The sequence below is a fragment of the Saccharopolyspora sp. NPDC049357 genome (assembly GCF_040677225.1).
GTDB lineage: Bacteria > Actinomycetota > Actinomycetes > Mycobacteriales > Pseudonocardiaceae > Saccharopolyspora.
Window position 1 is genome coordinate 1 of record NZ_JBFAQJ010000019.1, and the last position, 25,454, is coordinate 25,454.

At 70.5% G+C, this 25,454-nt stretch carries 20 protein-coding genes; 9 read left to right on the forward strand and 11 right to left on the reverse strand.

Features of this window, described 5'->3' with window-relative positions:
- Positions 1-69 precede the first annotated feature (69 nt).
- Positions 70-1,026 carry an AraC family transcriptional regulator gene (locus AB0J91_RS17495; protein WP_363869743.1) on the reverse strand — a complete coding sequence of 319 codons (957 nt, stop codon included), beginning with the start codon at positions 1,024-1,026 and terminating at the stop codon, positions 70-72.
- A gap of 253 nt (positions 1,027-1,279) precedes the next feature.
- On the opposite strand from AB0J91_RS17495, the gene AB0J91_RS17500 reads away from it, so the two are divergent.
- Both AB0J91_RS17500 and AB0J91_RS17505 read left to right on the forward strand, forming a co-directional pair.
- Positions 1,280-2,500: a cytochrome P450 gene (locus tag AB0J91_RS17500; RefSeq protein WP_363869745.1), complete on the forward strand. Its 1,221-nt coding sequence runs from the start codon at positions 1,280-1,282 to the stop codon at positions 2,498-2,500.
- Positions 2,500-3,537, forward strand: coding sequence for a 2Fe-2S iron-sulfur cluster-binding protein (locus tag AB0J91_RS17505; protein WP_363869748.1), 1,038 nt, complete (start codon positions 2,500-2,502; stop codon positions 3,535-3,537). Before AB0J91_RS17500 ends, AB0J91_RS17505 begins: the two co-directional genes overlap by 1 nt.
- 40 nt (positions 3,538-3,577) lie before the next feature.
- On the opposite strand, the gene AB0J91_RS17510 is transcribed toward AB0J91_RS17505, so the two are convergent.
- Positions 3,578-5,149, reverse strand: a complete 1,572-nt coding sequence (locus AB0J91_RS17510) for a GMC oxidoreductase (RefSeq protein ID WP_363869751.1) — start codon at positions 5,147-5,149, stop codon at positions 3,578-3,580.
- A gap of 133 nt (positions 5,150-5,282) precedes the next feature.
- Here AB0J91_RS17510 and AB0J91_RS17515 point away from each other — a divergent pair, with 133 nt between their 5' ends.
- Entirely contained in the window at positions 5,283-5,816 is a 534-nt protein-coding gene (locus tag AB0J91_RS17515) for a TetR/AcrR family transcriptional regulator (RefSeq protein ID WP_363869754.1), read from the forward strand.
- On the opposite strand, the gene AB0J91_RS17520 is transcribed toward AB0J91_RS17515, so the two are convergent.
- Positions 5,817-7,283 (reverse strand): GAF domain-containing protein, encoded by a 1,467-nt coding sequence (locus tag AB0J91_RS17520; RefSeq protein WP_363870007.1) that lies wholly within the window; start codon positions 7,281-7,283, stop codon positions 5,817-5,819. It lies immediately after the preceding gene.
- 242 nt (positions 7,284-7,525) lie between these two features.
- Here AB0J91_RS17520 and adh point away from each other — a divergent pair, with 242 nt between their 5' ends.
- The 5 genes from adh (at position 7,526) to AB0J91_RS17545 (ending at position 12,934) form a co-directional block, all read left to right on the forward strand.
- Positions 7,526-9,049: an aldehyde dehydrogenase gene (adh, locus tag AB0J91_RS17525; RefSeq protein WP_363869757.1), complete on the forward strand. Its 1,524-nt coding sequence runs from the start codon at positions 7,526-7,528 to the stop codon at positions 9,047-9,049.
- The gene (locus AB0J91_RS17530) at positions 9,049-9,423 is read left to right on the forward strand and encodes a DUF779 domain-containing protein (protein WP_363869760.1); all 375 of its coding nucleotides are present in this window, start codon (positions 9,049-9,051) and stop codon (positions 9,421-9,423) included. The genes adh and AB0J91_RS17530 overlap by 1 nt, the downstream gene beginning before the upstream one ends.
- Positions 9,424-9,663: 240 nt before the next feature.
- A complete protein-coding gene (locus tag AB0J91_RS17535) occupies positions 9,664-10,902 on the forward strand; it encodes an iron-containing alcohol dehydrogenase (protein ID WP_363869763.1) in 1,239 nt (412 codons plus the stop codon).
- On the forward strand, positions 10,899-12,269 hold the full coding sequence (locus AB0J91_RS17540; protein WP_363869766.1) for a histidine kinase: 1,371 nt from the start codon (positions 10,899-10,901) through the stop codon (positions 12,267-12,269). Before AB0J91_RS17535 ends, AB0J91_RS17540 begins: the two co-directional genes overlap by 4 nt.
- On the forward strand, positions 12,266-12,934 hold the full coding sequence (locus AB0J91_RS17545) for a response regulator transcription factor (RefSeq protein WP_363869769.1): 669 nt from the start codon (positions 12,266-12,268) through the stop codon (positions 12,932-12,934). The genes AB0J91_RS17540 and AB0J91_RS17545 overlap by 4 nt, the downstream gene beginning before the upstream one ends.
- Before the next feature lie 141 nt (positions 12,935-13,075).
- Here AB0J91_RS17545 and mftM read toward each other — a convergent pair whose 3' ends face one another.
- The 4 genes from mftM to mdo form a co-directional block, all read right to left on the reverse strand.
- Complete coding sequence (gene mftM, locus AB0J91_RS17550) at positions 13,076-13,981, reverse strand: mycofactocin oligosaccharide methyltransferase MftM (protein ID WP_363869772.1); 906 nt, start codon at positions 13,979-13,981, stop codon at positions 13,076-13,078.
- Positions 13,978-15,495 carry a VWA domain-containing protein gene (locus AB0J91_RS17555; RefSeq protein ID WP_363869775.1) on the reverse strand — a complete coding sequence of 506 codons (1,518 nt, stop codon included), beginning with the start codon at positions 15,493-15,495 and terminating at the stop codon, positions 13,978-13,980. Before AB0J91_RS17555 ends, mftM begins: the two co-directional genes overlap by 4 nt.
- Positions 15,496-15,505: 10 nt before the next feature.
- Positions 15,506-16,687 carry a MoxR family ATPase gene (locus AB0J91_RS17560; protein ID WP_363792023.1) on the reverse strand — a complete coding sequence of 394 codons (1,182 nt, stop codon included), beginning with the start codon at positions 16,685-16,687 and terminating at the stop codon, positions 15,506-15,508.
- A 95-nt stretch (positions 16,688-16,782) separates the two neighbouring features.
- Positions 16,783-18,075: an NDMA-dependent methanol dehydrogenase gene (gene mdo / locus AB0J91_RS17565; RefSeq protein ID WP_363792021.1), complete on the reverse strand. Its 1,293-nt coding sequence runs from the start codon at positions 18,073-18,075 to the stop codon at positions 16,783-16,785.
- Positions 18,076-18,379: 304 nt separating this feature from the next.
- Between mdo and mftD the strand changes: the two genes are divergently transcribed.
- Positions 18,380-19,552 carry a pre-mycofactocin synthase MftD gene (gene mftD / locus AB0J91_RS17570; RefSeq protein ID WP_363869778.1) on the forward strand — a complete coding sequence of 391 codons (1,173 nt, stop codon included), beginning with the start codon at positions 18,380-18,382 and terminating at the stop codon, positions 19,550-19,552.
- Positions 19,553-19,746: 194 nt separating this feature from the next.
- Here the strand turns inward: mftD and AB0J91_RS17575 are convergent, their stop codons facing one another.
- From AB0J91_RS17575 to kdgD, 4 genes are all read right to left on the reverse strand, one after another.
- Positions 19,747-21,195: a gluconate:H+ symporter gene (locus tag AB0J91_RS17575; protein WP_363869782.1), complete on the reverse strand. Its 1,449-nt coding sequence runs from the start codon at positions 21,193-21,195 to the stop codon at positions 19,747-19,749.
- A gap of 216 nt (positions 21,196-21,411) precedes the next feature.
- Positions 21,412-22,737, reverse strand: coding sequence for an enolase C-terminal domain-like protein (locus AB0J91_RS17580; RefSeq protein WP_363869785.1), 1,326 nt, complete (start codon positions 22,735-22,737; stop codon positions 21,412-21,414).
- Positions 22,738-22,754: 17 nt separating this feature from the next.
- Positions 22,755-24,335 carry an aldehyde dehydrogenase (NADP(+)) gene (locus tag AB0J91_RS17585; RefSeq protein ID WP_363869788.1) on the reverse strand — a complete coding sequence of 527 codons (1,581 nt, stop codon included), beginning with the start codon at positions 24,333-24,335 and terminating at the stop codon, positions 22,755-22,757.
- Positions 24,332-25,258 (reverse strand): 5-dehydro-4-deoxyglucarate dehydratase, encoded by a 927-nt coding sequence (kdgD, locus tag AB0J91_RS17590; protein WP_363870010.1) that lies wholly within the window; start codon positions 25,256-25,258, stop codon positions 24,332-24,334. Before kdgD ends, AB0J91_RS17585 begins: the two co-directional genes overlap by 4 nt.
- Between the last annotated feature and the right edge of the window lie 196 nt (positions 25,259-25,454).

Here is a 25,454-nt window from a genome sequence, read left to right on the forward strand (position 1 = left end):
ACGCTATTCCTATCTCGAAATTCGAGTGGGAACTTCGGGGGTCGAATTTCGCGCGAAATTCGAATCGGCCTAGCCCTGCAGGGTCTCCGAGGGCGTGCGGCCGTACTTGTCGCGGTAGGCGGCGGCGAAGCGGCCCGTGTTGGTGAAGTTCCAGCGGGCGGCGACCTCGGCGACCGTGGACGTCCTCGCCGCCAGCAGGTCCTCGTGCGCTCGGGCGAGCCGGATGTCGCGCAGGCACGCCGACGGTGTCGTGCCGACGTACTCCTGGAAGCCCTCCTGCAGGCGGCGGACGCTGACACCGGCGATCTCGGCCATCTCGGCGGCCGTCCACGCGTGGGCCGGGTCCGAGCGCAGCCGGTCCAGGACGCGGTTGACGATGCGCGGCCGGGCGGGTGCGGCGCTGCGCCGGTCGGGGTGCATGGCCAGGAGGAATCCCGTCATGATCGTGCTCGACAGCTGCCGCTTGAGGACGTCGTCGCACAGCATCGCGTTGGTCTCGCCCAGGTCCGCGGTGAGGTTGCGGACGAAGTGCAGCCAGCCCCGGGTGGCCGCGCTGCGCCGGTCGATCTGCGCGGGCAGGTCCAGTCCGCTGGGCAGAGGAGCGGCCAGCACCCGGTCGGCCTCGCGTTCCAGGCAGGCGCGGTCGAACTTCACGCCGACCACCGTGCACTCCGACGACCAGCGGGTGATCGGGGTGGTGCGGTTGGGCGGGAAGATCGTTCCGGTGCCCTCGCCGGAAACCACCTGGTCGCGGCCGTGCCGGGACTCCAGGCGGCCGGCCAGCGGCATGTTGACCTCGTAGGCGTCGGGATAGGCGCAGTCGATGGCCACGTCCACGCCCCAACCGATCCGGCCGACGGTCACCGGCCCCAGGTCCACGGTGTGCATCGACAGGTCGAGCCGGTCGGTGGGCGACAGCGGGCGCAGCTCGTGCGGGAAGTAGGCGCCGGTGACGGCGCGGATCGCCTCGCTCCAGTCGCGCGTCGCCGCCCGGCGGACCGCCTCCTGCGACGTTCCGGTCACCATCTCGCCTCCTCGTCCTTGAGCCGGCTTGCCAGGGATTAAACCGGCCGGGAACGCGATGGGTAAGCGCTGCCGCGGGTGAATCCCGATTTCGTCGCGCAATTCGTCCCGGCACCGCGCCCAGCGGCTCGACCGCGCCCGCCGGACCGTGGTGTTTTTCCTGCTGACACCGCCCGGACGGCGATCCCGGATCCGCTGCGGAAGGAACCGATCTCCCGAAATGCGAGTGCGCCGGAAGAGCGACGGAGGAATTGCGATGACGATGACCACGCCGAGCTGGATCGCGGACGTGACGATGGAGCAGCTGGAGCGCGACCCGTACCCGTTCTACGAGCGGCTTCGCGCCGAAGCCCCGCTGGCCTACGTCCCGGCGCTGGGCTGCTGGGTGGCCTCCACCAAGGAGATGTGCAAGCGGATCGCGGGCACGGATGACAGCGACTTCGAGGGCGTCATCGCCCCGGCCGGTCGCCGCACCTTCGGCGACCCGGCGGTGCTGGACGCCAACGGCGCCGAGCACGACGACCTGCGCGCCATGGTCGACCCGGGGCTGCAGCCCAGCGAGGTCGACCGGTACGTCGACGGCCTGGCCCGGCCGATCGCTCGTCGCTACCTGGAGGCGTTCGAGAACGACGGCAAGGCTGACCTGGTCTCGCAGTTCTGCGAGCCGGTCAGCGTGCGCAGCCTCGGCGACCTGATGGGCCTGCGGTCGGTGAGCTCGGACAAGCTGCGCGAGTGGTTCCGCAAGCTCAGCGTCTCGTTCACCAACGCCGGTGTCTCCGAGAACGGCGACTGGGCCAACCCGGACGGCTTCCTGCCCGGTGACGAGGCCAAGGCCGAGATCCGCGCGGTGGTGGACCCGCTGCTGGACGCCTGGACCGTCGAGCCCGACGACAGCGCGCTGTCGCACTGGCTGCACGACGGCATGCCACCCGGCCAGGTCCGCGACCGCGAGATCATCTACCCGAACATCTTCGTGTTCCTGCTCGGTGCGATGCAGGAACCGGGACACGCGATGGCCTCCACCATCGCCGGCCTGTTCACCCGCCCCGGCCAGCTGGAAAGGGTCATCGACGATCCGTCGCTGGTGCGCAGGGCGATCACCGAGGGCGTGCGCTGGACCTCGCCGATCTGGTCGGCGGTGGCGCGGCGCAACCACCAGGACATGACCATCGACGGCATCGAGCTGCCCGCCGGTTCGGTGGTGATGATGTCCTACGGGTCGGCCAACCACGACGAGAACGACTACAGCTCGCCCGCGGTGTTCGACCTCGATCGCACGCCGGTGCCGAACCTGGCCTTCGGCGCGGGCAAGCACGCCTGCGCGGGAACGTACTTCGCGACCGAGGTCGTGCGCATCGCGCTGGAGGAGCTGTTCGAGGCCATCCCGAACCTGGAGCCCGACACCGATCACGAGGTGGACTTCTGGGGATGGGGCTTCCGCGGCCCGGTCGAGCTGCACGCCGTGTGGGAGGTGTGATGGCCGCGCCCGAGATGACCCACGAGGTCCGCATCGATCCGCTGGACCGGTCGACGACATGCCCTGCGGGGCAGTCGATCCTGGAATCGTGCCTGCGCGACGACATCTGGCTGCCGCACTCCTGCACGCAGGGAACCTGCGGCAGCTGCAAGGTGAAGGTGCTCGCCGGCGAGGTCGACCACCGCGAATCATCGGAGTACACGCTCACCCCGGAGGAACGGGAGTCCGGGATCGCCCTGGGCTGCCAGGCCACGCCGATGTCCGGGCTGGTGCTCGAACCCGTCGAGCAGGTCGACCCCGACGACGGGGTGCCGCGGCACCCGCTGCGCGACCACACCGGGACCGTGGTGGTGCTCGACGACATCGCCCGGGACATCCGGCGGCTGGTCGTCGAGCTCGACGAACCGATGGCCTTCAACCCCGGGCAGTACGCCGAGATCTCAGTGCCGGGAACCGAGGTGGCGCGGCAGTACTCGATGGCCAACCCGCCGTCGGAGACCTCGCGCCTGGAGTTCCACGTGCGGCGCACTCCCGGTGGGATCGCCACCGACGGCTGGATGTTCGCGGGCCTGGCGGTGGGCGAGCGCGTCGAGCTCAAGGGGCCGCTCGGGGACTTCGGGATGCCCGTGGCGCAGGAGGAACCGGCGATCCTCATCGCCGGGGGAACCGGGCTGGCGCCGCTGAAGTCGATCGTGCGGCACGCGCTGGCCCACGACCTCGCCCCGGAGCTGCACCTCTACCACGGTGGCCGGAGCAGGCAGGACCTCTACGACGTCGAGTTCTTCGAGGACCTGGCGCGCGAGCACCCGAACTTCGGGTACCGGCCCTGCCTGTCCGAAGAGGACTGGGAGGGTGCGACCGGACTCGTGACCGACGTGGTGCTGGCGGACTTCCAGTCCTGCCGCGGGCTCAGCGCGTTCCTGTGCGGTCCGCCGGGGATGATCGAGGCGGGGGTCAAGGCGCTGAAGCGGCGGCGGATGGCTCCTCGCAAGATCCACCGGGAGGAGTTCCTCGACGCATCGCACGCCGCGAGGTGACGCCTCGCCCCGCGCCACCGCAGTGGCGCGGGGCGGGGGATCAGAAGACGACGCCGGCGTCCTCGGCGAGGAGCTCGTCGGTGGCGCGTTCGGCCACGGCCGCGATGGTCATCGAGGGGTTGCAGGCGGCGGTGTTGCCGGGCATGAGGGCGCCGTCGAGGACGTAGAGCCCCCGGTGGCCCTTCACCCGGCCGGCGAGGTCGCAGACCACGTTCATCGACGCGCCGCCCAGCGGGTGCCAGGTGTTGGGCACCAGCGAGGTGGTGTCGAGCCGGACCGAGCCGTTGCCCGCGACCGCGGCGACGCGTTCGTCGATGCGCTCGGCCAGCACCGAATCCGCCTGCGACGGCCAGTCCAGCACGGCGTCGTCCTTCGCCGAGTCGTAGACGAACCGGCCGCGCCCGGAGCTGACGCCGTAGCCGACCAGCATCGTGGTGCGCAGGTTCGGCGTCGGAGGCAGCGACGCCTGGATGACCGTGTTGGCCAGGGTCGGGTCGTCCCACTCCTTGCTGCCGTAGATCACCGGTCCGCCCTGCGGCGCGCCGAAGTCGTCGGCGAGGTTGGTCCAGGTGTAGATGCGGTCGCCGTTGGAGCCCCAGTTGGAGCCGAGACCGTCGGGCATGTCCGGGATCTGGTCCTTGGCGGCGGCGCGCATCAACAACCGCGTGGTGCCCGCCGTGCCCGCCGCCATGACCAGCGCACCGGTGGTGATGATCTTCTGCTCCAGCACGGTGCCGTCGGTGGCGATGCGGTCGACGTGGACCTGCCAGCGGCCATCGCGGGTCTTGGCCACCTCGGTGACGTTGTGCTGCTCGGCGACGGTGACCTTGCCGGTGGCCTCGGCCTGGGCGATGTAGGTGACGTCGACGGAGTGCTTGCCGCCGTTGTTCACGCCGAACGCGCAATCGCCGTTGGTGTAGGAGGGTTTCATCTCGCCGCGGAGCTCGCGCAGCGCGTAGTCCCAGTCGATCGGCATCGGGATCTTCTCCACCGAGTAGCCGGCCCGCTCGACGTTGCGGGCGAAGATCCGCGATGCGGTGTAGGTCTCGCTGTTGATCAGCTCGTCCGGGGCGGTGGCGATCTTGAGCATCTCGGCCACGCGCCGGTAGTAGACGCCGTCCATCCGGGCGTAGTCGAGCCGCTCGGGCATGTTGGCGTTGAAGACCTCTTCGGTCGGTTGCAGCGTCATGCCCTGGTAGAGCAGGGAGCCGCCGCCGACCCCGGCCGCGCACATGATGTCCATGCCGTTGCCGGTCACGCGCTCCAGCAGGCCGGTGTAGCGCTCGAACGGCGGCGGGGAGATCCCGAACAGCGACGGGCCCGAACCCAGCCAGAAGAACCGCTTGTCCGGGGCGGCCAGGGTGGGGAAGGTGTCGGCGTTCGGGCCGGTCGGCCAGCGCTTGCCCCGTTCCAGCACGAGCACCGGCACCCCGGCCTGGGCGAATCGCAGCGCCGTCACGCCACCGCCGAACCCGGATCCGATGACCACCACCCGGTGCTCCTCGCGGGTGAGGGGCACGCGGCCGGCCGCGTGGGCGTACGGGCCCAGCAGGGACAGGCCTGTCGCCGCGGCTGTTCCGGCGAGCAGGGTGCGGCGGCTGAGTTCGGGCATGCGGTACCTCCAGGCGCGCGTCCTCGATGACTGAGCCGCGAGCCTAGGGAGCCAAAACGAGACATTGAACTGGTCGACGATCTCACTACTGGCGAGTAAGTTGGGGTCCCGTGTGGCCATGTGGAGGTAGTCGGTGCTGAGCTCTCGCCGTACCGACGCGCGCCGCAATCGCGAGGTCATCCTGCGGGCCGCCGACGAGGCGTTCACCGAGGACGTCGACCTCGTGCCGCTGTCGGAGATCGCCCGCCGCTCCGGACTGGGCCGCGCCACCGTCTACCGGCACTTCTCGGACCGCTACGCCCTCGGGATCGCGGTGGCCGAGAGCAAGCTGCACCTGCTGCGCGAGCTCGTCGCCGAATGCGACTTCATCGAGGTGCTGGAGGAGCTGTTCGACGAGCAGATCTCGCGGCGCCCGCTGGTGCGGCTGTTCCGCGAGCTCCCGCCCGCTGACCAGCGCCGATACGCCGGTCAGCTGGTCTCGATCCTGGCCCCGGGACTGCGCGAGGCGCAGGAGGCCGGTGTCATCCGCAGCGATGTCGGCCCCGACGACCTGGCCCTGATCTGCGAGATGGTCGAGGGCGCGCTGTCGTCGCACCTGCCGGTGCCCGGAGGCGTGGAGTCGGTCCAGCGGGTCGTGGAGGTCATGCTCGCCGGTCTGCGGGCCTGATCAGGACTCGCCCGCGAGGACCTGCTGCATCCGGGCGGTGACCAGCGGCCTGCGGGAGTCGTGGTGGGGGAGGCGGTGCGCGAGCTGCCCCAGGATCTCCAGGTCGTCGGTCGGGTGGTCGCGGAACAGCGCCCACAGCGCCGCCACGTCCCCGCGGTCGAGGACCGCGTTGCGCAGCGACGCGAACAGCTCCTCCCGCTCGTCGCGGATCGCCGGCGCCTCGCTGGCCTCCAGCAGCGGCCCCCGGTAGGTCTCCGAGGCGGTGCGGATGTCGCCGTCGTGCAGCGCGCGGCGCACGGTGAGGAAGTCCGCGTCGACCGCGGCCTGCAACCGGTAGGGCTTGGTGGCGATGACGTGCTCGCCCAGGTGCGTGCGCAACCGGTGGATCTCCGCGCGGGCGGTCACCGGGTTGCCGCGCTCGCCGTAGAGCTGGAAGGCCAGCCGGTCGGCGGTCAGGCCCGCTGGTCGCATCGCCAGCAGCGTCAGGATCTCCGCGTGCCGCAACGACAGCGGAACCTCGCGCCCGTCGAGGACCGCGCGCGGCCCCGCGGAGCTCAGGAAGGACAGCGACAGGACGGGACGAGGACGCGTCCGCGCCGCCGACGAACCGGGCAGCCGCAGCAGGTACCCCTCGGCGAGCCGTTCCAGCACCGCCTCGCGGCCGTCGGCGAGCGTGACCCGGCCGTCGGTGACGTCGACGCGCTCGGGCAGCAGCGACGCACCCGGTTCCACCGCCAGCACCCGCCCGGTGCGGGTCAGCAGCGCGCCCGCTTCACCCCGCAGCGCCCGCAGGTGCGGCATGTTGCGCGCCCGGAGCTGCTCGTCTCGCGCGGCCATCCGCGCGCGCAGGTGGCTCTCGGCCAGCTGCGCGGCGGCGCTGACCAGCGACACCATCGCCGGGTGCACGGTGCGCAGCGGGCCGCTGATGTCCACCGATCCCAGCACGTCACCGGTGTCGGGGTCGTGGATGGGGCTCGCCGCGCAGGTCCAGTCGTGGTAGGTGCGCACCAGGTGCTCGGCGGAGTAGATCTGCACCGGTTTTCCCACCGCCAGGGTGGTTCCCATCGCGTTGGTGCCGATCGCGTCCTCGGCCCACCGGGTTCCCTCGCACAACCGCACCCGGTCGGCGCGCCGCTGCACCTCGGAGTTGCCCTCGCGCCAGAGGATCAGCCCGTCCCGGTCGGTCACGATCATCACGTGCATCGCCTCGTCGGCGACGTCGAGCACGGTCTGCCGCAGCACGGGAATCGCTGCGGCCAGGGGATGTTCGGTGCGCATGTCGCGGACTTCGTCCCGCTCGCAGACCACCGGCGCCTCGCAGGAGTCGGGGTCGATCTCGGCGGCCAGCGAACGCTGCCAGGACTCCGAGACCAGCGTTCGCGGTGAGCGGGGCGCGCGGTCCCCGCGCAGCACCGCGTCCCACACGCGCCCCAGCAACGATGCGTACTCCAGCGGGTCGGCCAGCATCGCGGCGGTCGTGGGTTCCTCCTCGGTGCGCACCCTGCCTCCAGTCCCGACGTCGGCGTCGACGCGTGAGGGTCATGATGACCACGCGCGACACCGGGGACAAGAGCGCCACCCGCCACCAGGACCAAAACCGTCCGTTCGGTCAGGCACCCGGTCGGCGCAAACCCGGTGCAACCTCGTTGCAACGTGAGGCACGACACGATTCCGCGCGACAACGGAAGTTCTCGTGCAGGAGGCAACGCATGACCAAGTACGCAGCGCCGGGTACGCAGGGCAGCGTCGTGGCCTACGAATCCCGCTACGACCACTACATCGGCGGTGAGTACGTGGCCCCGGCCAAGGGCGGGTACTTCGCGAACCCGACGCCGGTGACCGGTGCGGACTTCACCGAGATCGCCCGGGGAACCGCCGACGACGTGGAGCGCGCGCTGGACGCCGCGCACGGCGCGGCACCGGCCTGGGGCCGCACCTCGGTCGCCGAGCGGGCCAACGTGCTCAACCGGATCGCCGACCGCATGGAGGCGAACCTGGAACGGCTGGCCGTCGCCGAGAGCTGGGAGAACGGCAAGCCGGTCCGCGAGACCCTGGCCGCCGACATCCCGCTGGCCATCGACCACTTCCGCTACTTCGCCGGAGCGATCCGCGCGCAGGAGGGGAGCCTCGGCGAGGTCGACGACAACACGGTGGCCTACCACTTCCACGAACCGCTGGGCGTGGTCGGCCAGATCATCCCGTGGAACTTCCCGATCCTGATGGCCGTCTGGAAGCTGGCGCCCGCGCTGGCCGCGGGCAACGCCGTGGTGCTCAAGCCGGCCGAGCAGACCCCGGCCTCGATCCACGTGCTGATCAGCATCATCGGCGATCTGCTGCCCGCGGGTGTGCTCAACGTGGTCAACGGCTTCGGCGTCGAGGCGGGCAAGCCGCTGGCCTCCAGCAACCGGATCGGCAAGATCGCCTTCACCGGTGAGACCACGACCGGGCGGCTGATCATGCAGTACGCCAGCGAGAACATCATCCCGGTGACGCTGGAGCTGGGCGGCAAGAGCCCGAACATCTTCTTCGACGACGTCGCCGCGGCCAACGACGCCTTCTACGACAAGGCGCTCGAGGGCTTCACGATGTTCGCGCTCAACCAGGGCGAGGTGTGCACCTGCCCGTCGCGGGCGCTGATCCAGAGCGGCATCTACGAGAAGTTCCTCGGCGAGGCCGTGGAGCGCACCAAGGCGGTCAAGCAGGGCAACCCGCTGGACACCGACACCATGATCGGGGCGCAGGCCAGCAACGACCAGCTGGAGAAGATCCTGTCCTACCTCGACATCGGCAAGCAGGAGGGCGCCAAGGTCCTCACCGGTGGCGAGCGCGCCGACCTCGGCGGTGAGCTCTCCGGCGGCTACTACGTGCAGCCGACGGTGTTCGAGGGCCACAACAAGATGCGGATCTTCCAGGAGGAGATCTTCGGCCCGGTCGTCTCGGTCGCTCGCTTCGACGATTACGCCGACGCGATCAAGACCGCCAACGACACCCTCTACGGCCTGGGTGCCGGGGTGTGGTCGCGCGACACCAACACCGCCTACCGCGCGGGTCGCGAGATCCAGGCCGGCCGGGTGTGGGTGAACAACTACCACGCCTACCCGGCGCACGCGGCCTTCGGCGGCTACAAGCAGTCCGGCATCGGCCGCGAGAACCACAAGATGATGTTGGAGCACTACCAGCAGACCAAGAACCTGCTGGTCAGCTACTCGCCCGACAAGCTGGGCTTCTTCTGATGGAGCCCGCCAGGGTCGCCTTGACACCGGAGGCGGCGCAGCTGCTGCGCCGCCTCCGGGCCGACCACGGCCCGCTGATGTTCCACCAGTCCGGCGGGTGCTGCGACGGCAGCGCCCCGATGTGCTACCCGGCGGGGGAGTTCCGCACCGGCGGCTCGGACGTGCACCTCGGAGACCTGGAGGTGGACGGGGAAGCGGTTCCGGTGTGGATGTCGGCGGCGCAGCACGAGTACTGGAAGCACACGCACCTGACCATCGACGTCGTGCGCGGCCGGGGCAGCGGGTTCTCGCTGGAGGCCCCCGAGGGGGTCCGGTTCCTGATCCGCTCCCGGTTGCTCACCGACGACGAGCTGGAGGCGTTCGGCCTCGCCTGATCGGCGGTGTCGTTCTCAGGGGGCGATGGCGGGGCCTGCCCCACCGGGTGGGCGCCGCTCGCGCCCTCACCGCGCGCACGCGCGTCCCTGGTCAGTGGAAATCTGGTCGACGGTGGTTCGCGGTGTGGTTCAGGTCACTTTTCGGACTAGGATGGGTCGGGGTTCGGCTCGTCGGCCCGATCGGTGATCGTCGAGGTCCGCGCCGCGCACACCCCCGCCCCGGTGCCTGGAGGATGCCTGATGACAGTGCGAAGCCGGGTGCCCAGCTCGCGCGAACCAGCGGTCGCCGAGCTGGCCGGACCGCAGATCGCGCCGCTGAGCGGCGGCTCGCCCGGGCTGGCGAAGTTCCACGTCCCGGAGGTCGTGTTCGGGCCGGGTGCGTTGGCCGAGCTCGGGCACTGCGCGCGGCGGCTGGGCGCGCGCCGCCCGTTCCTGGTCACCGACGGCGGCGTCGCCGAAGCCCGGTGGGCCGCCGAAGCCGCCGGGCACCTCGACGCGGTCGGGTTGAAGGCCGTCGTGTGGGACGCCGTCACGCCCAACCCCAAGGACCACGAGGTCGAGGCCGCGCACCAGCGCTACGCCGAGTCCGGTGCCGACGTGATCGTCGGCGTCGGCGGCGGTTCGGTGATCGACGCGGCCAAGGGCGTGGCGATCCTGTCCGGCAACGGGGGCCGGATCCTGGACTACGAAGGCGTGGACCAGGTGGTGAACCCGATCCCGCCGCTGGTCATGGCGCCGTCGACGTCGGGAACCGGTGCCGACGTCTCGCAGTTCGCGATCATCACCGACACCGCGAACGCCACCAAGATCACCATCCTCAGCCGCGCCCTCGTCCCCGAGATCTCGGTGGTCGACCCGCGGCTGCTGACCAGCATGCCGGACTGGCTCAACGCCGCCACCGGTCTGGACGCGCTCACCCACGCCATCGAGTCCTACGTCTCCCGGGCGCACAACACGCTCACCGAGCAGCACTCGCTGCACGCCGCGAAGCTCATCACCGGCAACCTCGCCCGCACCCTGTTCCGCCCCACCGAGGCCGAACCGCGCGTGGCCATGGCGCAAGGCGCGCTGGAAGCCGGGATGGCCTTCACCAACGCCATCCTCGGCGCCACCCACGCCATGAGCCACCAGGTCGGCGGGCTGCTCGACGCCCCGCACGGGGTGATCAACGGGGTGCTGCTGCCGCACGTGATCCGCTTCAACGCCGAGACGGACCCCTCGCGCTACGTGCCGCTGGCCGCGGCGATCGGGATCGACACAGCAGGAGTTCCCCCCTTCGAGGTGGCCTTCGCCCTCGCCGACCGGGTGCGGGAACTGGCCGACGTCGTCGGCGTCCCGCAGACGCTGCGCTCGCTCGGGGTGTCCGATGTGGACATCCCGGTGCTGACCCGCAACACGCTCAAGGACGCCTGCCTGACGACGAATCCGCGCGAAGCGCGGGCGACCGACATCGCGGCGCTGTTCCGGGCGGCGCTGTGAGCGGTGATTCCGGGACCTCAGGCGGCGACTTCGGCGACGACCTCGGCGTCCTGACCGGGCTGCGCTCCGGGAAGCGCTCGTTCTACCCGGAGTACGTGCGCTCCGCCGAACGCCTCGAATGCGCCGTGCAGGCGCTCGACCGCATCTCCCGCGCGCTGGTGCGCACCGTCGAAGGTCCCCGCACGCTCGTCGAAGCCGTGGTGCGCGCCGCCGCCGAACACCTGCAGGCCGACCGGCTGCTGCTGGGCATCGCCGACGGAGCCCTGCGCGCGGCCCGGCCGCGGTTCCTGCTGCTGCATCGCGGCGAACTCGTCGACGACGAGGACCACCTGCCGCCCGAAGCCCGCGAGCAGCTCGACGTGATCCGAACCCGGCCGTGGGAGATCGAACTCGCCCCCGACGGCCCCGGCTGGGTCCGGGCGCCGATGACCCTGGACGACGAGCCGGTCGGCGGCATCGTCGGCTGGCCGGGCGACGTGCAGGTCGCCGACACCGACCTGGCGATCATGCGGGTGCTGGCGAACCAGGCCGCCGTCGCCGTGCACAACTCGTTCCTGTTCCACGCCGCGGCCCAGCTGCGCGGGCGCACCGAGCAGCTCTCCGAGGCCGCCGCCCAGCAGGCAAGGGACCTCGCCGCCCGCAACGCCGAACTGCAGGAGACCCAGCGGCGCCTCGTGGAGGCCATGCAGCGCCAGGCCCTCGACGACGAACGCCACCGCATCGCCCGCGAGCTGCACGACACCGTCACCCAGTACGTCCTCAGCGCCGGCATGACCGTCGAGGTGTGCCGCTCCGAACTCGCCGAGATGGGCCCGGAAGCCGAGCAGGTCGCGGAGAAGCTCGCACCTGCCAAGGGGCTCACCCAGCAGGCCGTGGAACGCCTGCGCGCGGCGATCTACGCGCTGCACCACGGCGCCGAGGAACCCCCGGGCTCGCTGCCGGTCCTGCTCAAGCAGCTGTCCACCGTGCACCTGTCCAGCGAGTTGAAGGTGGAGGTGCGGGTGGCGGGCAGTCCCGCTCCGCTGCGACCGGAGGACGAGAGCTCCATCCTGCGGCTCACCGGCGAGGCGCTGTTCAACGTCGTCTCGCACGCCGCAGCCAGCCGTGCCGTCGTGCAGCTCGTCTACCAGCCGCAGCAGTTGAGGCTGACGATCTCCGACGACGGGACGGGCGATCCCGCGCAGCTGCGGCGATCGCTGAAGCTGTCCTCGGCGACCGACCTGGCGGGCCGGCACCGCGGCCTGGCCAACATGGCCGCCCGCGCGCAGGAACTCGGCGGGACGCTGGGCATCCGCCGTTCGCGGATGGGCGGCGTCGCGCTGCAGCTGCGGGTGCCGCTGTCCTCGACCCGGGAGGTGATGCCATGACCCCGCCGGTGCCCGACCAGCGCACACCGTGCGGACAAGTGCGGATCGTGCTCGTCGACGATCACGCGATCGTCCGGCACGGCCTGCGCTCGGTGCTCGAACGCGAGGAGGACCTGCACGTGGTCGGCGAGGCCGCCACCGCTGCCGAGGCGATCGACGTGGTCGCCGCCGCCCGCCCGCACGTCGTGCTGCTGGACCTCAAGCTCTCCACCGGCGACAACACCGAGGGGCTGCACCTGTGCGGGCAGCTCACCGAGCTGCACCCGGGACTCGGGGTGCTGGTGCTGACGACGTTCCTCGACGGCGGGCTGGTCGTCGAGGCCATCCACCGCGGTGCGCGGGGCTACGTCGTCAAGGACGTCGACACCACCGAGCTCGTCCGCTCCATCCGCGCCGTGGCCCGCCGGGAGAGCTCCTTCGACTCCCGCTCGGCCGCGGCCATGGTCGAATCGATGAACTCGCCGTCGAGCGATCCGCGCCTGACCGAACGGGAGCTCATCGTCCTGCGCCAACTGGCCCACGGGCTCAGCAACCGCGACATCGGAGCGAAGCTCTTCATCTCCGAAACCACGGTCAAGTTCCACGTCCGCAACATCATGCGCAAGCTCACCGCCACCAGCCGCGCCGAAGCCGTCTACGAAGCCAGCAAGCTCCACCTCATCTGACGAATCTCCCCGTCCCCGAATCCACAAGAACCCCCACCTGACCAGTGCAGACACGCTCGACCGCAGGGTGGGATTCGAATTTCGCGCGAAATTCGAGCCGCCCGAACACGTCTCAAATTTCGCGCGAAATTCGAAATGGGGTCAGGGGGACGTGCGGATCTCGAGCCAGCCTCCGTGGTGGTTGGTCACTTCGTAGGGGTGTCCCGTGCTGTCGCCGAGGTGGTGGAGATCGGTGGGTGTGTAGGTGCGGACGTGGCCGAAGGCCGCGGTGGGCTCGTCCTCGTAGGGGACGGCGATGATCACGCGTCGTCGGGCGAGGCGGAGTGCTTCGGCGAGGACCGCGTCTCCCCGGCCGGGCTCCAGGTGTTCGAGCAGGTGCATGGCCGTCACCGTGTCCACGGCGCCGTCGGGCAGCGGGACCTGGGCGGCATCGCAGACCAGGGTGGGCATGCGATGACCCCGGGTGGCCGCGACCGTCTCCAGCAGGCGCATGCTGCCGGGGGCCAGGTCGGAGGCGATGACCGAGTGCTCGCCCCGTTCGGCGAACAGCAGCGGCAGGAACCCGAAGCACGAGCCCAGGTCCAGCACCCGTCCGGGCGGGGCGAGCCGCAGGACCCGCCGGTACAGCGGGGCGAAGTCGGCGATGGAGGAGTGCGGCGCGCATCCCGCCGGAGCCGACCAGCACTCCCGGGTGCGCGAGAGGGTGTTGTCGTAGAACGTCGTCCACGCCCGCAGCGGGTCGTCGATCACCGACTGCACCACCTCGGTGAACACCCGCTCGAAGACCTCGACGCCGCTGAGCCAGCCGGGCGCGAACAGCTCGTCGGCGAGGACGCCCGCCAGGTTGTTGTCCAGCTGATCGGGCCGCAACCAGTGGCTGATCTCCATCCGGTGATCGCGCCGGTGCAGGCAGAAGTGCCCGGTGCGGGTCACCTGCACGCGCGCGTCGCACGGCGCGTCGTGCCGGGAGACGGTGACCATCGGGTCGCGGCCGTGCGGTGCCAGCGGATCGATGTGGTGCAGCGCGGAGCGCTCTCCCGCGCTCACCGCCCGGTCACCTCCGTCGCGATGGACTCGGCCGCCTTCGCCAGCCCTGAGAGGTCGCGCACCACCTGCACCCGGTCGCAGTGGTCGGCGTAGTCCGGCAGGTCGCAGCGCCCCAGCCGCCACGAGTAGCGCGGTTCCGGGGTGAGCCAGATGGTTTCCCGCGACCGGCGCGCGATCTCGGCGAGCGCGTCGACGTTCGGGTCGTTGCCGTTGCCGCGCCCGTCACCGAGGATCAGCACGGTGGTCCGGCGGTTGAGGCTGTTGCCGAACTCGTCGAGGAAGGCCGCGAAAGTGGCGCCGTAGTCGGAGTTCCCGTCCACGTCGAGGACCCCGCCCTGCGGCAGCCCGTCGAAGACGAGCCCGAGCGCGCGCTCCAAGGGGTGATCGGTGAACAGCTCCGAGATCTCCACCGGATCGTCGACGAACGCGAACGTGCGGACCTGCGTGAACAGCGACTGCAGCCCGTGCACCAGGTGCAGCGTGAAGCGCGCGGTGGAACGCACCGACAGCGACACGTCGGCCAGCACGATCAACCGCGGCTTGTCCTCCGCCCGCGTCACGGTGACCGGACGGAACGGGACGCCGTCGTAGCGCATGTTGCGCCGCATCGTGCGAGCCGGGTGCACCCTGCCGCGCGGGGTGTTGCGGCGCTTGCTGGTCGGCGCACCGCGCAGGCTGTGCACGATCCGGCGCAGCGACTCCTCCAGCTGCTGCCGCTCGCCCTCGTCGACGCGGTCGAGCCGGCCGGTGGTGACCTCGCGGGACTCCTTGGCCGTGCGCTCCAGCTCGGCGAGCTTGGCCAGGTGCTGCTTGAGCAGTTCGGGCAGGTTCTCCAACACCCCGGTGAGCTGCCCGCGCGGCGTGGAATCGGGTTCCTCGTCGTCGGCGAGCCAGTCCAGCAGCGTCTGCTCCTCGGCGATGCTCAGCCGTGTGTCGATGCGGTGACCGGTGTGCTCGGCCAGCGATCCGGGCGTGCCCGCGTTGTGCAGGTGCTCGGTCTCCAGCTGCACCGACGGCACCGATCCGCCGCCCGTGCTGCTGTTGTCGCTGGAGAACACCACCTCGTCGGTCATCGACGCGAGGTCGATCTTGTTGCTCTCCTGGTGCAGGTTGTACTGCTGGGCCATGTCTTCGGGGTCGAAGTAGTCCCGGATGTCGGCTGGTTTGGCGTGGGTGTGGCCCTCCTGCGGCGTGTCGGCAGGCTCCTCGGAGACGGTGAACGACTGGAGCTCGCCGGTGTCGGAGAGGTCGTCGTGCTCGTGGGTGTGCTCGTGCTCGTGGTCGTCGGGAACGACACGTCGCAACGTGAAGAAGGCGTCGAAGACCTCGTCGAAGATCTCCTCGTCGCGCCGGTCCTTGATCATCGCGACCTTCAGGGCGTTGCGCAGCGCGTCGCGGTCGTCGAGCATCCCGGGCTGGGCGGCGCAGCGCATCGCGTCGGTGGCCTCGGACACCGAGATGCGGATGCCGAACAGGCGCAGCAGGCGGACGAACCGGTGCAGAGCTGATTCCACGGCCCGCTCCTCACGACTTGCGCCGGGTCACCGATGAGAACGAGCGATGTCCCTGACCGCCCGTCGGCCGCCGACCGGAATCGGTGGAACCTGGTGCGCCGTAGTAGGAATCGTCGTGCCGTCCGGGCGCGTCCTTGGCCGCGCGCACCTCCCGGCCGTCGACCTCGCCGTGGTCGTGGTCATGCCCGTGTCCGTGACCGTGGCCATGTCCGTGCCCGTGGGCCGGCAGCTGTTGCGGGATGTCGCGGTTCGGGTCGGCCATGTGCCCGATGACGTCGAGCGCCTGGTGCAGGTCGCGCTCGTACTTCACGACCACGTTCACCGTCTCGGCCAGCACGTCCGAGCCGAGTTCGTCGGCGCCGAGGACCGCCAGGGTGCGTGCCCAGTCGATGGTCTCGGAGATCGACGGGGCCTTGCGCAGCTTCAGCGCCCGCAGCTGCCGCACCACCGAAACCAGCTCCTCGGCCAGGTTCTCCGGCAGGCCGGTGTTCTTGGAGCGGACGATCTCCAGCTCGCGGTCGTGATCCGGGTAGTCCAGGAAGAGGTGCAGGCAGCGGCGTTTCAGCGCCGCCGACAGGTCGCGCGTGTTGTTGGAGGTCAGCACCACGTACGGCGGAGTCGTCGCGGTGTAGGTGCCGACCTCGGGAACCGACACCTGGAACTCCGCCAGGCATTCCAGCAGCACCGCTTCCAAGGACTCGTCGGCCCGGTCCACCTCGTCGACCAGCAGCACCGCAGGCTGATCACCGCGGATGGCCTCCAGCAGCGGCCGCGCGGCCAGGAACCGGTCGGAGAAGAACACGCTGTCCTGCGCGCCGATCCGGTCGATCGCGGTGGACAGGTCCGGTGCGTCGGCGATGATCTCGCCGATCTTGTCCCGCAGCATCTGCGTGTAGAGCAGCTGCTTGCCGTAGTCCCACTCGTAGAGCGCCTTGCTCTCGTCCTGGCCCTCGTAGCACTGCAACCGCAGCAGCCTCCGGCCGGTGGCTGCCGCCAGCGTCTTGGCGAGTTCGGTCTTGCCGACGCCCGCAGGGCCTTCCAACAGCAGTGGTTTGTCCAACCTGGACTGGAGGTAGACGGTGGTGGCCAGCCTGCGATCGGCGATGTAGCCGTGCTCGCCGAATCGGCTGATCACCTCCTCCACCGACTCGAAGGGCTTGTCGCCGGGCTGATCCGCGATGTCGTCGAGCACTGCGATACCTCCGGAATTCGAGCGGTGCGGTGGTGGGAAGGCCGTGATGCCGCGCGGTCGGAGGGCGCGACACCACGGCCGGTCCGGGGGAGGGATCAGGTCAGCAGGTCGTCCAGATCCCCGGTCATGCAGTGCTCGACCACCGGGCGCACGGTGTCGAAGGTGCACTCCTTGGCGTTGCCCGGGGTGCAGGCGTCGCCGAGGACGTGGTTGGTGATGCGGTCGACGTCGCCGGAGTCGCCCTTGATCTCCTTGGCCTGCTCGTAGAACTTCGTCGGGCCCTGGCCGAGCCGGTTCTTCGAGTAGCTGTCGGCGTTGACGTCGACGAACCGCTCCGGGATGCCCACGTCGCGCAGCAGCCGGATCGCGGCGTTGAGCGCGGCGTCGGCCGCCTGCGGGTCGGTCATGCCGTGCGTGTCGATGCCCATCGCCTCGGCGATGTCGGCGAAGCGCTTGTAGGCCACCGGCATGTTGAACGCCCACACGCGCGGCAGCGCGACGGCGTTGTTGAGCCCGTGGTGGGTGTCGTAGAAGGCGCTCACGGCGTGCGAGATCGAGTGGATGATGCCCAGACCGCCCGAGTTGAACGCCTGCGCGGCGATGTACTGCGCGTACATCATGCCCTCGCGGCCGGGCAGGTCCTGCCCGTTCCACACCGCCTGGCGCAGGTTCTGGGCGGTCAGCTTGATCGCGTGCAACGCGTTGCCCAGCGACGGCGGGAAGTTCAGCCGCGACACGTAGGGCTCGGAGGCGTGCGCGAGCACGTCGAAACCGCACTGCGCGGTGTAGTCGACCGGGCAGTCGTAGTAGAGCACCGGGTCGTCGACGGCCAACGAGGTCACCGAGTTGTCGTCGAAGGCGACGTACTTGTGCGGGTTGCCGGGGTCGGTGGTGGTGTCGGTGATGACGTAGGCCCAGGACGTCTCCGAACCCGTGCCCGCCGTGGTGGACACCGCGATGTGCGGCGGGTTCTTCGGGTTCTCGGACTTGTTGAAGCCCTCGAACTCGTTGACGTTGCGGCCGTCGTGGGCCACCGAGATGCGCGCGCCCTTGCAGGCGTCGTGCGAGGAGCCGCCACCGATCGACACGAACGAGTCGCAGTGGTTCTCCTGGTACATCGCGACGGAGTCCATCACGTTGTAGTCCTTGGGATTGGACTCGACCTGGTCGTAGACCACCACTTCCAGGCCGTGGTAGCGCATCGACTCGACGATCTTGTGCACGATGTCGGTGCCGCGCAGACCGGAGGTCATCACCAGGGTCTTCTTGAAGCCCAGCTTGAGCGCCTCCGGGCCGATCATCTCGTGCGAGCCAGGTCCCAGCAGGGCGCGGGGGAACGGGTGGAACTCCTTGATCGGGAACGGCTTGAGCAGCTCATCGACCTGCATGTGCTGTCCTTTCCACGCGCGTCGTTGCACGTTGCTCTCCGTCCGGGCGAGGGAGCGCCCGGACGGTTCCGGGGGACGTCGGCGTCGAACCCGGCCATGCCCCGGAAGCTAGTGCCCCACATCACGCGGGGAGAACGGCTGCGACCCAAGACCCCTCATCCGAGAACCCGGTTCCGGACGAACGGGGAGGACGGCACCCGTCCGATCGGACAGGTACCCCCACCGGACCCGTTCGAACGGACGGGTGGGGGTGGACCCGGTCGCACGGTGCTCGCGATGGCTTCTGGCCCTAGCGTGGTGCGGCATGGCGGAGTGGTTCGAAACAGTGGCGGAGGCGCACAGGCGCGCCCGCAGACGACTGCCCAGGTCGGTGTACCTGGCATTGGTGGCGGGCAGCGAACGCGGCGCCACGCTCGACGACAACATCAGGGCCTTCGGCGAGCTCGGCTTCGCGCCGCGCGTGGCGGACCTGCCGGCCGAGCGGGACATGTCCACGACCGTGATGGGGCAGGAGCTGTCACTACCGGTGCTGGTCTCGCCGACCGGCGTGCAGGCCGTGCACCCGGAGGGCGAGGTCGCGGTCGCGCGGGCGGCGGCCGAGGTGGGCACGGCGATCGGCTTGTCCTCGTTCGCCAGCCGATCCGTCGAGGACGTGGCCGAGGCCAACCCGAAGACGCTGTTCCAGGTCTACTGGGTGGGCGACCGGGAGAAGGTGCTGGCCCGCGCCGAACGCGCCCGAGCCGCCGGAGCGAAGGGCCTCATCGTCACGCTCGACTGGTGCTTCGCCACCGGGCGCGACTGGGGGAGTCCCCCGATCCCGGAGAAGCTGGACCTGCGCACGAAGCTGAGCTTCGCCCCGCAGGGACTGCTGCGGCCCCGGTGGCTGAGCGGGTTCCTGCGGCACGGGCTGCCCGATCTGACCACGCCGAACATGGTGCCGCGCGGCGAGACCGCACCGACCTTCTTCGGCGCCTACGGCGAGTGGATGTTCACCCCGCCCCCGACCTGGGAGGACATCGCCTGGTTGCGGGAGCGCTGGGGCGGGCCGTTCATGATCAAGGGCATCACGCATCCCGACGACGCCCGCCGCGCCCGCGACATCGGCGCCACGGCGATCTCGGTGTCCAACCACGGCGGCAACAACCTCGACTCCACGCCGGCCACCATCCGGCTCCTCCCCGCGATCGCCGACGCCGTCGGCGATGACGTGGAAGTCCTGCTGGACGGCGGAATCCGGCGAGGCAGCGATGTCGTCAAGGCGCTCGCGCTGGGCGCTCGGGCCGTCCTCATCGGCCGCGCCTACCTGTGGGGTCTCGCGGCCGAGGGCCAAGCCGGAGTCCGCAACGTCTTCGACATCCTCCGGTCCGGCATCGACTCGTCCCTCCTGGCCCTCGCCCGCCCCTCGATCGACGAACTCACCCTCGAAGACCTCATCATCCCGAGGGATTTCACCCGGCACCCCGTGTCCGAGCACTGACCAGCGCGGTCCCCGACACGGCACACCACGTCACCTCCCCGGATGGAGTTCCGGATTTCAGTGGAAGTCGGAACCCCGATTTCCACTGAAATCCGGTGCTCGTGACGGGACCACGTCGATGGGGGAGGTGGTGACTCCGGTGTCCCGCCCCTCGGGGAACGGGGCACCGGAGCCGTGGGGTCGGGGGTGGGTGGTCAGGTGAGGGAGAGGGCCGCGCTGAGGGCTGCTGCGATGAGGAACGCCGTGCCGCCCATGAAGGTCTCCATGAGAGTCCAGCTCTTGAGGGTGGTGCGGATGTCGATGTTCATGTAGCGGTTGAACAGCCAGAAGCCCGAGTCGTTGACGTGCGAGAGCACGGTGCCGCCCGCGGCGACCGCGACCACGACCAGGGCGATCTCCGGTTGGGAGAGCCCGAGCTCGCCGATCAGGGGAGCCACGATCGGCGCGGTGGTCACGATCGCGACCGTCTTGGATCCCAGCGCCACGCGCAGCGCGGTGGCGATCAGGAACGCCAGCACCACCACCGGCAACGACGTCCCGCCCAGCAGGTCGGCGAGCGCCTGACCGGCACCGGTCGCCTCCAGGACCGCGCCGAACACCCCACCGGCTCCGGTGACCAGCAGGACCAGCGCCACCGGCCCCAGGGACGCGGAGGCGGCCTTCTCGATGCGTTCCATCGAGAAGCCGCCGCGCAGTCCCAGCACCCAGAACGACAGCAGCGTCGCGATCGTCAGCGCGATCACCGGAGCGCCGATGAACGTCAGCACATCGCGGACCGCTCCCTCCGGGAGCACGACCTCGGCGAAGGTGTTGAACATGATCAGCACGACCGGCAGCAGGATCACCCCGACCGTCACCCGCAGCGAGGGCGGAGCCTGCGTCGTCACGCCGCCACCGGAGGCCCCGGCCTGCTCGCGGGCCTCGCCCAGCAGTTGCGTGGGAACGGGCGTGCCCAGCTTGTCACCGACGCGCGTGCCGAAGAGGTACGCGCCGACGAACCACGCGGGAAGTCCGCAGATCAGGCCCATGATCGTGACCCAGCCGAGGTTCGCGCCCAGCAGTCCGGCCGCGGCCACCGGACCGGGGTGCGGCGGCAGCACGGCGTGCATGATGGCCAGACCACCGACGGCGGGCAGCGCGATGCTGATCACCGAACGGCCGGAGCGCTGCGCCACCGAGTAGATCAGCGGCAGCAGGATGATGAACCCGACGTCGAAGAACACCGGGATGCCGAAGATCAGCGCGGTCAACCCGACCGCCAGCGGAGCTCGGCGCTCGCCGAACGCCGCCAGCAGCCGACCGGACAGCACCTCGGAGGCTCCGGATTCCTGGATCAACCGGCCGAGCATCGCGCCCAGCGCGACGATGATCGCGATCTCGCCGAGGGTTTCGCCCATCCCGTCTTCGAGCAGGCCGGGGATCTCGGGGGGGCTGATGCCGGCGACCGCCGCCACCGCCACGCTGACCACCAGCAGGGCGACGAACGCGTGCAGCTTGGCCTTGATCACCAGCAGCAGGAGCAGTGCGATCCCGCCGGCCACGAGCAGCAGCAGCGCCCAGGGCGGCAGCGTGAACGCGGTCTCCGGTGCCTCATCGGCGGCCAGGGTGATCGCGCTGGGTAAGTCCATCGATCTGGCAGGCATCGTTGCCTTCCTTCGTCAGGGTGCACTCCATCGGGCGACCGAGGAACGGAATACCGCCGTTCTCCGGAACACGAAAACCGCAGTAATCCGCCCCCGGAAAACCCCGGTAATCGGGTTCCGGAAAACCGCAGTAATCGGGGTCCGGAAAACTGCGGTAATCGGGGTCTGGGGACTGGGATTTTGGGGCTGAGTCTTGATCGTTTGGGGGTTGGTGGGTCAGGTTCGGTCGAGGGCTGGGCGTTTGGGGTCGAAGGTCCAGCCCGGGATGAGGTACTGCATGGCCGCGGCGTCGTCTCGGGAGCCGAGACCGTGCTCGAGGTAGAGCTCGTGGGCCGCCCGAACCCGGTCTTCGTCGAGTTCGACGCCGAGTCCCGCAGCGGTGGGAACCGGCAGCAGGCCCTCGGAGATGCGCAGCGGCTCGCGGGTCAGCCGCTGGCCGTCCTGCCAGATCCAGTGCGTGTCGATCGCGGTGATCTCACCCGGTGCCGCCGCCGCGACGTGGGTGAACATCGCCAATGAGACGTCGAAGTGGTTGTTGGAGTGCGAACCCCACGTCAGGCCCCAGTCGTGGCAGAACTGCGCCACGCGCACCGAGCCGCTCATGGTCCAGAAGTGCGGATCGGCCAGCGGGATGTCCACGGCGTTCGCGCGGACCGCGTGGCCCAGCTGCCGCCAGTCGGTGGCGATCATGTTGGTGGCGGTGGGAAGTCCGGTGGCACGGCGGAACTCGGCCATGGTCTCCCGGCCGGAGTAGCCGCCCTCCGCGCCGCACGGGTCCTCGGCGTAGGCGAGCACGTCGCGCAGCCCGCGACCGACCTCGATCGCCTCGGACATCAGCCATCCCCCGTTGGGGTCCAACGTGATTCGCGCGTCGCCGAACCGCTCGGCGAGCGCGGTGACCGCCTCGGCCTCCTGCCGGGCGGGCAGCACGCCGCCCTTGAGCTTGAAGTCGCGGAACCCGTAGCGCTCGCGCGCCGCCTCGGCCAGCCGCACCACCGATTCCGGGGTCAGGGCCTCCTCGTGCCGCAGCCGCGTCCAGTCGTCGGTGCCGTCCTCGGGGGTGAGGTAGGGCAGGTCGGTCTTGGTGCGGTCGCCGACGAAGAACAGGTAGCCCAGCACCGGGACTTCGGCCCGCTGCTGCCCGTCACCGAGCAGTTCGGCCACCGGCACACCGAGGTGCTTGCCGAGCAGGTCCAGCATCGCCGACTCGATCGCGGTCACCGCGTGCACGGTGACGCGCAGGTCGAAGGTCTGCGCGCCGCGCCCGCCCGCGTCGCGGTCGGCGAAGCGGGCGTGCACTGCGCGCAGCACCGAACGAAGTCGTGCCACCGGCTGCCCGACGACCAGCTCCGCCGAGTCCTCCAGCGTCGAGCGGATCGGTTCCCCGCCGGGCACCTCGCCGACGCCGGTGCGGCCGTCGGAATCGGTGAGCACCAGCAGGTTCCGGGTGAAGAACGGCGCGTGCGCGCCGCTGAGGTTGAGCAGCATGCTGTCGTGCCCGGCGACCGGGATCACGCGCATCTGGGAGATCACGGGTGTCATGTTCGCTCTCCGTGTGGTCAGTGCCTGCCGGGTTCGCCGTCGATCCGGCGCAGCAGCTGGTCCGGGTTGCCGTCGGCCAGCGAGCTGGGCAGCAGCGCGGCGGGTAGGTCCTGGTAGGCCACCGGTCGCTGGAATCGCTCGATGGCCAGCGTGCCGACCGAGGTCGTCCGCGAGTCTGAAGTGGACGGATGCGGTCCACCGTGGACCATCGCGTGACCGACCTCGACCCCGGTCGGCCAGCCGTCGAACAGGATCCGGCCCGCCTTGAGCTCCAGCACGTCCAGCAGCTCGGCCGCTTCGGCGTGGTCGGCACCGGTCGCGTGCACGGTGACGGTCAGCTGGCCCTCCAGGGACTCGGCGACCTCGCAGACCTGCGCGGCGTCGCGGCAGCGCACGACGACCGAGCAGGACCCGAAGACCTCCTGCTGCAACGACTCGTCCCCGATGAACGCCTCGGCGTCGGTGGCCACCAGCGCCGGGCGGCACGCCACCGGGAGATCGGTCTCCGGCCCCTGCGCCAGCACCTCCACCGCGGGGTGCTCGGCCAGCCGGGTCACGCCCTCGGCGTAGGCGCGGGCGATCCCCGGGGTGAGCATGGTGCCCGCCTCGCGCTCGGCCACCGCATCGGCGGCGGTGTCGAGGAAAGAGCGAAGCTCCGGCCCGTCGACGGCCACCACGATGCCCGGGTTGGTGCAGAACTGGCCCGCTCCCAGCGTCAACGACCCCGCGAAACCGGTGGCGATCTGCGGGCCGCGCTCGGCTAGCGCGCCCGGCAGCAGGAACACCGGGTTGGTGCTGCTCATCTCCGCGTAGACCGGGATCGGCTGCCGACGCGACTGCGCGGCGGCCACCAGCGCCAGACCCCCGGTGCGCGAACCGGTGAAGCCGACCGCCTGGATGCGCGGATCGGTCACCAGCCGGGTGCCCAGATCGGGCCCGTCGCCGAACAGCAGCGAGAAGGTCCCGGCGGGAAGTCCGAGCTCGGCGACCGCGTCGGCGATCGCCCGGCCCACCAGCTCGGACGTGCCCGGGTGCGCGTCGTGGCCCTTGACCACCACCGGGCACCCGGCCGCCAGCGCCGACGCCGTGTCACCGCCCGCCACCGAGAACGCCAGCGGGAAATTGCTGGCGCCGAACACGGCCACCGGTCCCAGCGGGACCTGGCGCTGCCGGATGTCCGGGCGCGGGGGAGTGCGGTCGGGCAGGGCCGGGTCGATGCGCGGGACGTCGTGGCCGCCGGAGCGCAGCAGGGTCGCGAACATCCGCAGCTGCCCGGTCGTGCGACCGCGCTCGCCGGTCAGCCGCGCCACCGGCAGTCCCGACTCGGCGTGTGCGCGCTCGACCAGCGCGTCACCCACCTGCTCGATGTTGTCGGCGATGCGTTCCAGGAACGTCGCTCGCTCGGCGATCGGCAGCCGCCGGTAGGGGCCGAACGCCTCGGCCGCGGCGGTGCAGGCGCGGTCGACGTCGGTGGCGTCGCCGTGGCCGAACGCCGGCTCCAGCTCGGAACCCGTCCTCGGATCGATCGCGCGGATCTTCTCGCCCGAGCCCGCCACCGGGGCGCCGGCGATGATCATCTGTCCGGTCGGTTCGGTCATGCTCCCGCCTCCGGAACGCGCTCGATCAGCTCGGTCAGCATCGTCAGCTCGCTCTCGTCGAGGTCGACCAGCGGCGAGCGGACCGGGCCCGCCGGACGGTCGATGGCGCGCATCCCCGCCTTGACGATGCTGACGGCGTACCCGGCGCTGCGGTTGCGGATGTCGCAGTAGGGCAGCACGAACTCGTCGAGGTAGCGCTGCACCGCGGCCCGGTCGCGCTCGCGGACGGCGTTGTAGAACCGCACCGCGAACTCGGGCACGAAGTTGTACATCGCCGAGGAGTAGGTCGTCACGCCCATCTCGAGGTAGGGCAGCGCGAACGTCTCGGCGGTCGGCAGCCCCCCGACGTAGGTCAAGCGGTCTCCGACGCGCGAGCGGATGCGGGTCATCTTCTCGATGTCGCCGACACCGTCCTTGAACCCGACGAGGTTCGGGCACTCCTCGGCCAGCCTCGCGACCGTCGTGTCGGAGTAGACGGCGTTGGCGCGGCTGTAGATGATCACGCCCAGGTCGGTGGCCGCGCACACCGCGCGGACGTGCTCGATCAGGCCCTCCTGCGGCGCCTCGGTGAGGTACGGCGGGAGCAGGAGCAGGCCGTCGGCTCCGGCGCGATCGGCGGCGCGCGCCAGCTCCACGGCGGTGGTGGTGCCGTAACCGGCGGGGGCGATCACCGGGACGTCGGCGGGAACCTCCTGCACGGCGGCGGTCACCACGGACTCGACCTCGGCGGGGGTCAGGGAGAAGAACTCGCCCGTCCCGCCTGCGGCGAACAGCCCGGTCGCGCCGAAGCCGGAGAGCCAGCCGATGTTGTCCCGGTACGCGGCCTCGTCGAAGCTCAGGTCGTCGCGGAAGTGCGTCACCGGGAACGAGAGAAGCCCGCTGGCGAGCCGTTCGGCGGCTTCGGCGGGCGAGAAGCGGGACATCGTTTCCTCCAGGTCCGGTGCTCGGTCGACGCTGACGGTAGAGCCGGTCATCGATGCGCGTCCAAACCCGATTGAGCATCCACCGATACCGGCACGGCATCGAAGCTGGCGGTGGCCCCGTCGCGGCCGAAGGAGGGGCCTGATTCCGCGGAACTACGTCGGGACGCGCAGGTGCGGCGTCGCGCCACGGCGGACG

Coding starts and splice junctions, on each gene's coding strand:
- AB0J91_RS17510 (WP_363869751.1), bottom strand. CDS start 5,149: ATGCCCGAACTCAGCCGCCGCACCCTGCTCGCCGGAACAGCCGCGGCG.
- AB0J91_RS17530 (WP_363869760.1), top strand. CDS start 9,049: ATGGAGCCCGCCAGGGTCGCCTTGACACCGGAGGCGGCGCAGCTGCTG.
- adh (WP_363869757.1), top strand. CDS start 7,526: ATGACCAAGTACGCAGCGCCGGGTACGCAGGGCAGCGTCGTGGCCTAC.
- AB0J91_RS17535 (WP_363869763.1), top strand. CDS start 9,664: ATGACAGTGCGAAGCCGGGTGCCCAGCTCGCGCGAACCAGCGGTCGCC.
- AB0J91_RS17545 (WP_363869769.1), top strand. CDS start 12,266: ATGACCCCGCCGGTGCCCGACCAGCGCACACCGTGCGGACAAGTGCGG.
- AB0J91_RS17585 (WP_363869788.1), bottom strand. CDS start 24,335: ATGACCGAACCGACCGGACAGATGATCATCGCCGGCGCCCCGGTGGCG.
- AB0J91_RS17500 (WP_363869745.1), top strand. CDS start 1,280: ATGACGATGACCACGCCGAGCTGGATCGCGGACGTGACGATGGAGCAG.
- AB0J91_RS17575 (WP_363869782.1), bottom strand. CDS start 21,195: ATGCCTGCCAGATCGATGGACTTACCCAGCGCGATCACCCTGGCCGCC.
- mftD (WP_363869778.1), top strand. CDS start 18,380: ATGGCGGAGTGGTTCGAAACAGTGGCGGAGGCGCACAGGCGCGCCCGC.
- AB0J91_RS17505 (WP_363869748.1), top strand. CDS start 2,500: ATGGCCGCGCCCGAGATGACCCACGAGGTCCGCATCGATCCGCTGGAC.
- AB0J91_RS17580 (WP_363869785.1), bottom strand. CDS start 22,737: ATGACACCCGTGATCTCCCAGATGCGCGTGATCCCGGTCGCCGGGCAC.
- AB0J91_RS17495 (WP_363869743.1), bottom strand. CDS start 1,026: ATGGTGACCGGAACGTCGCAGGAGGCGGTCCGCCGGGCGGCGACGCGC.
- mdo (WP_363792021.1), bottom strand. CDS start 18,075: ATGCAGGTCGATGAGCTGCTCAAGCCGTTCCCGATCAAGGAGTTCCAC.
- kdgD (WP_363870010.1), bottom strand. CDS start 25,258: ATGTCCCGCTTCTCGCCCGCCGAAGCCGCCGAACGGCTCGCCAGCGGG.
- AB0J91_RS17520 (WP_363870007.1), bottom strand. CDS start 7,283: ATGCTGGCCGACCCGCTGGAGTACGCATCGTTGCTGGGGCGCGTGTGG.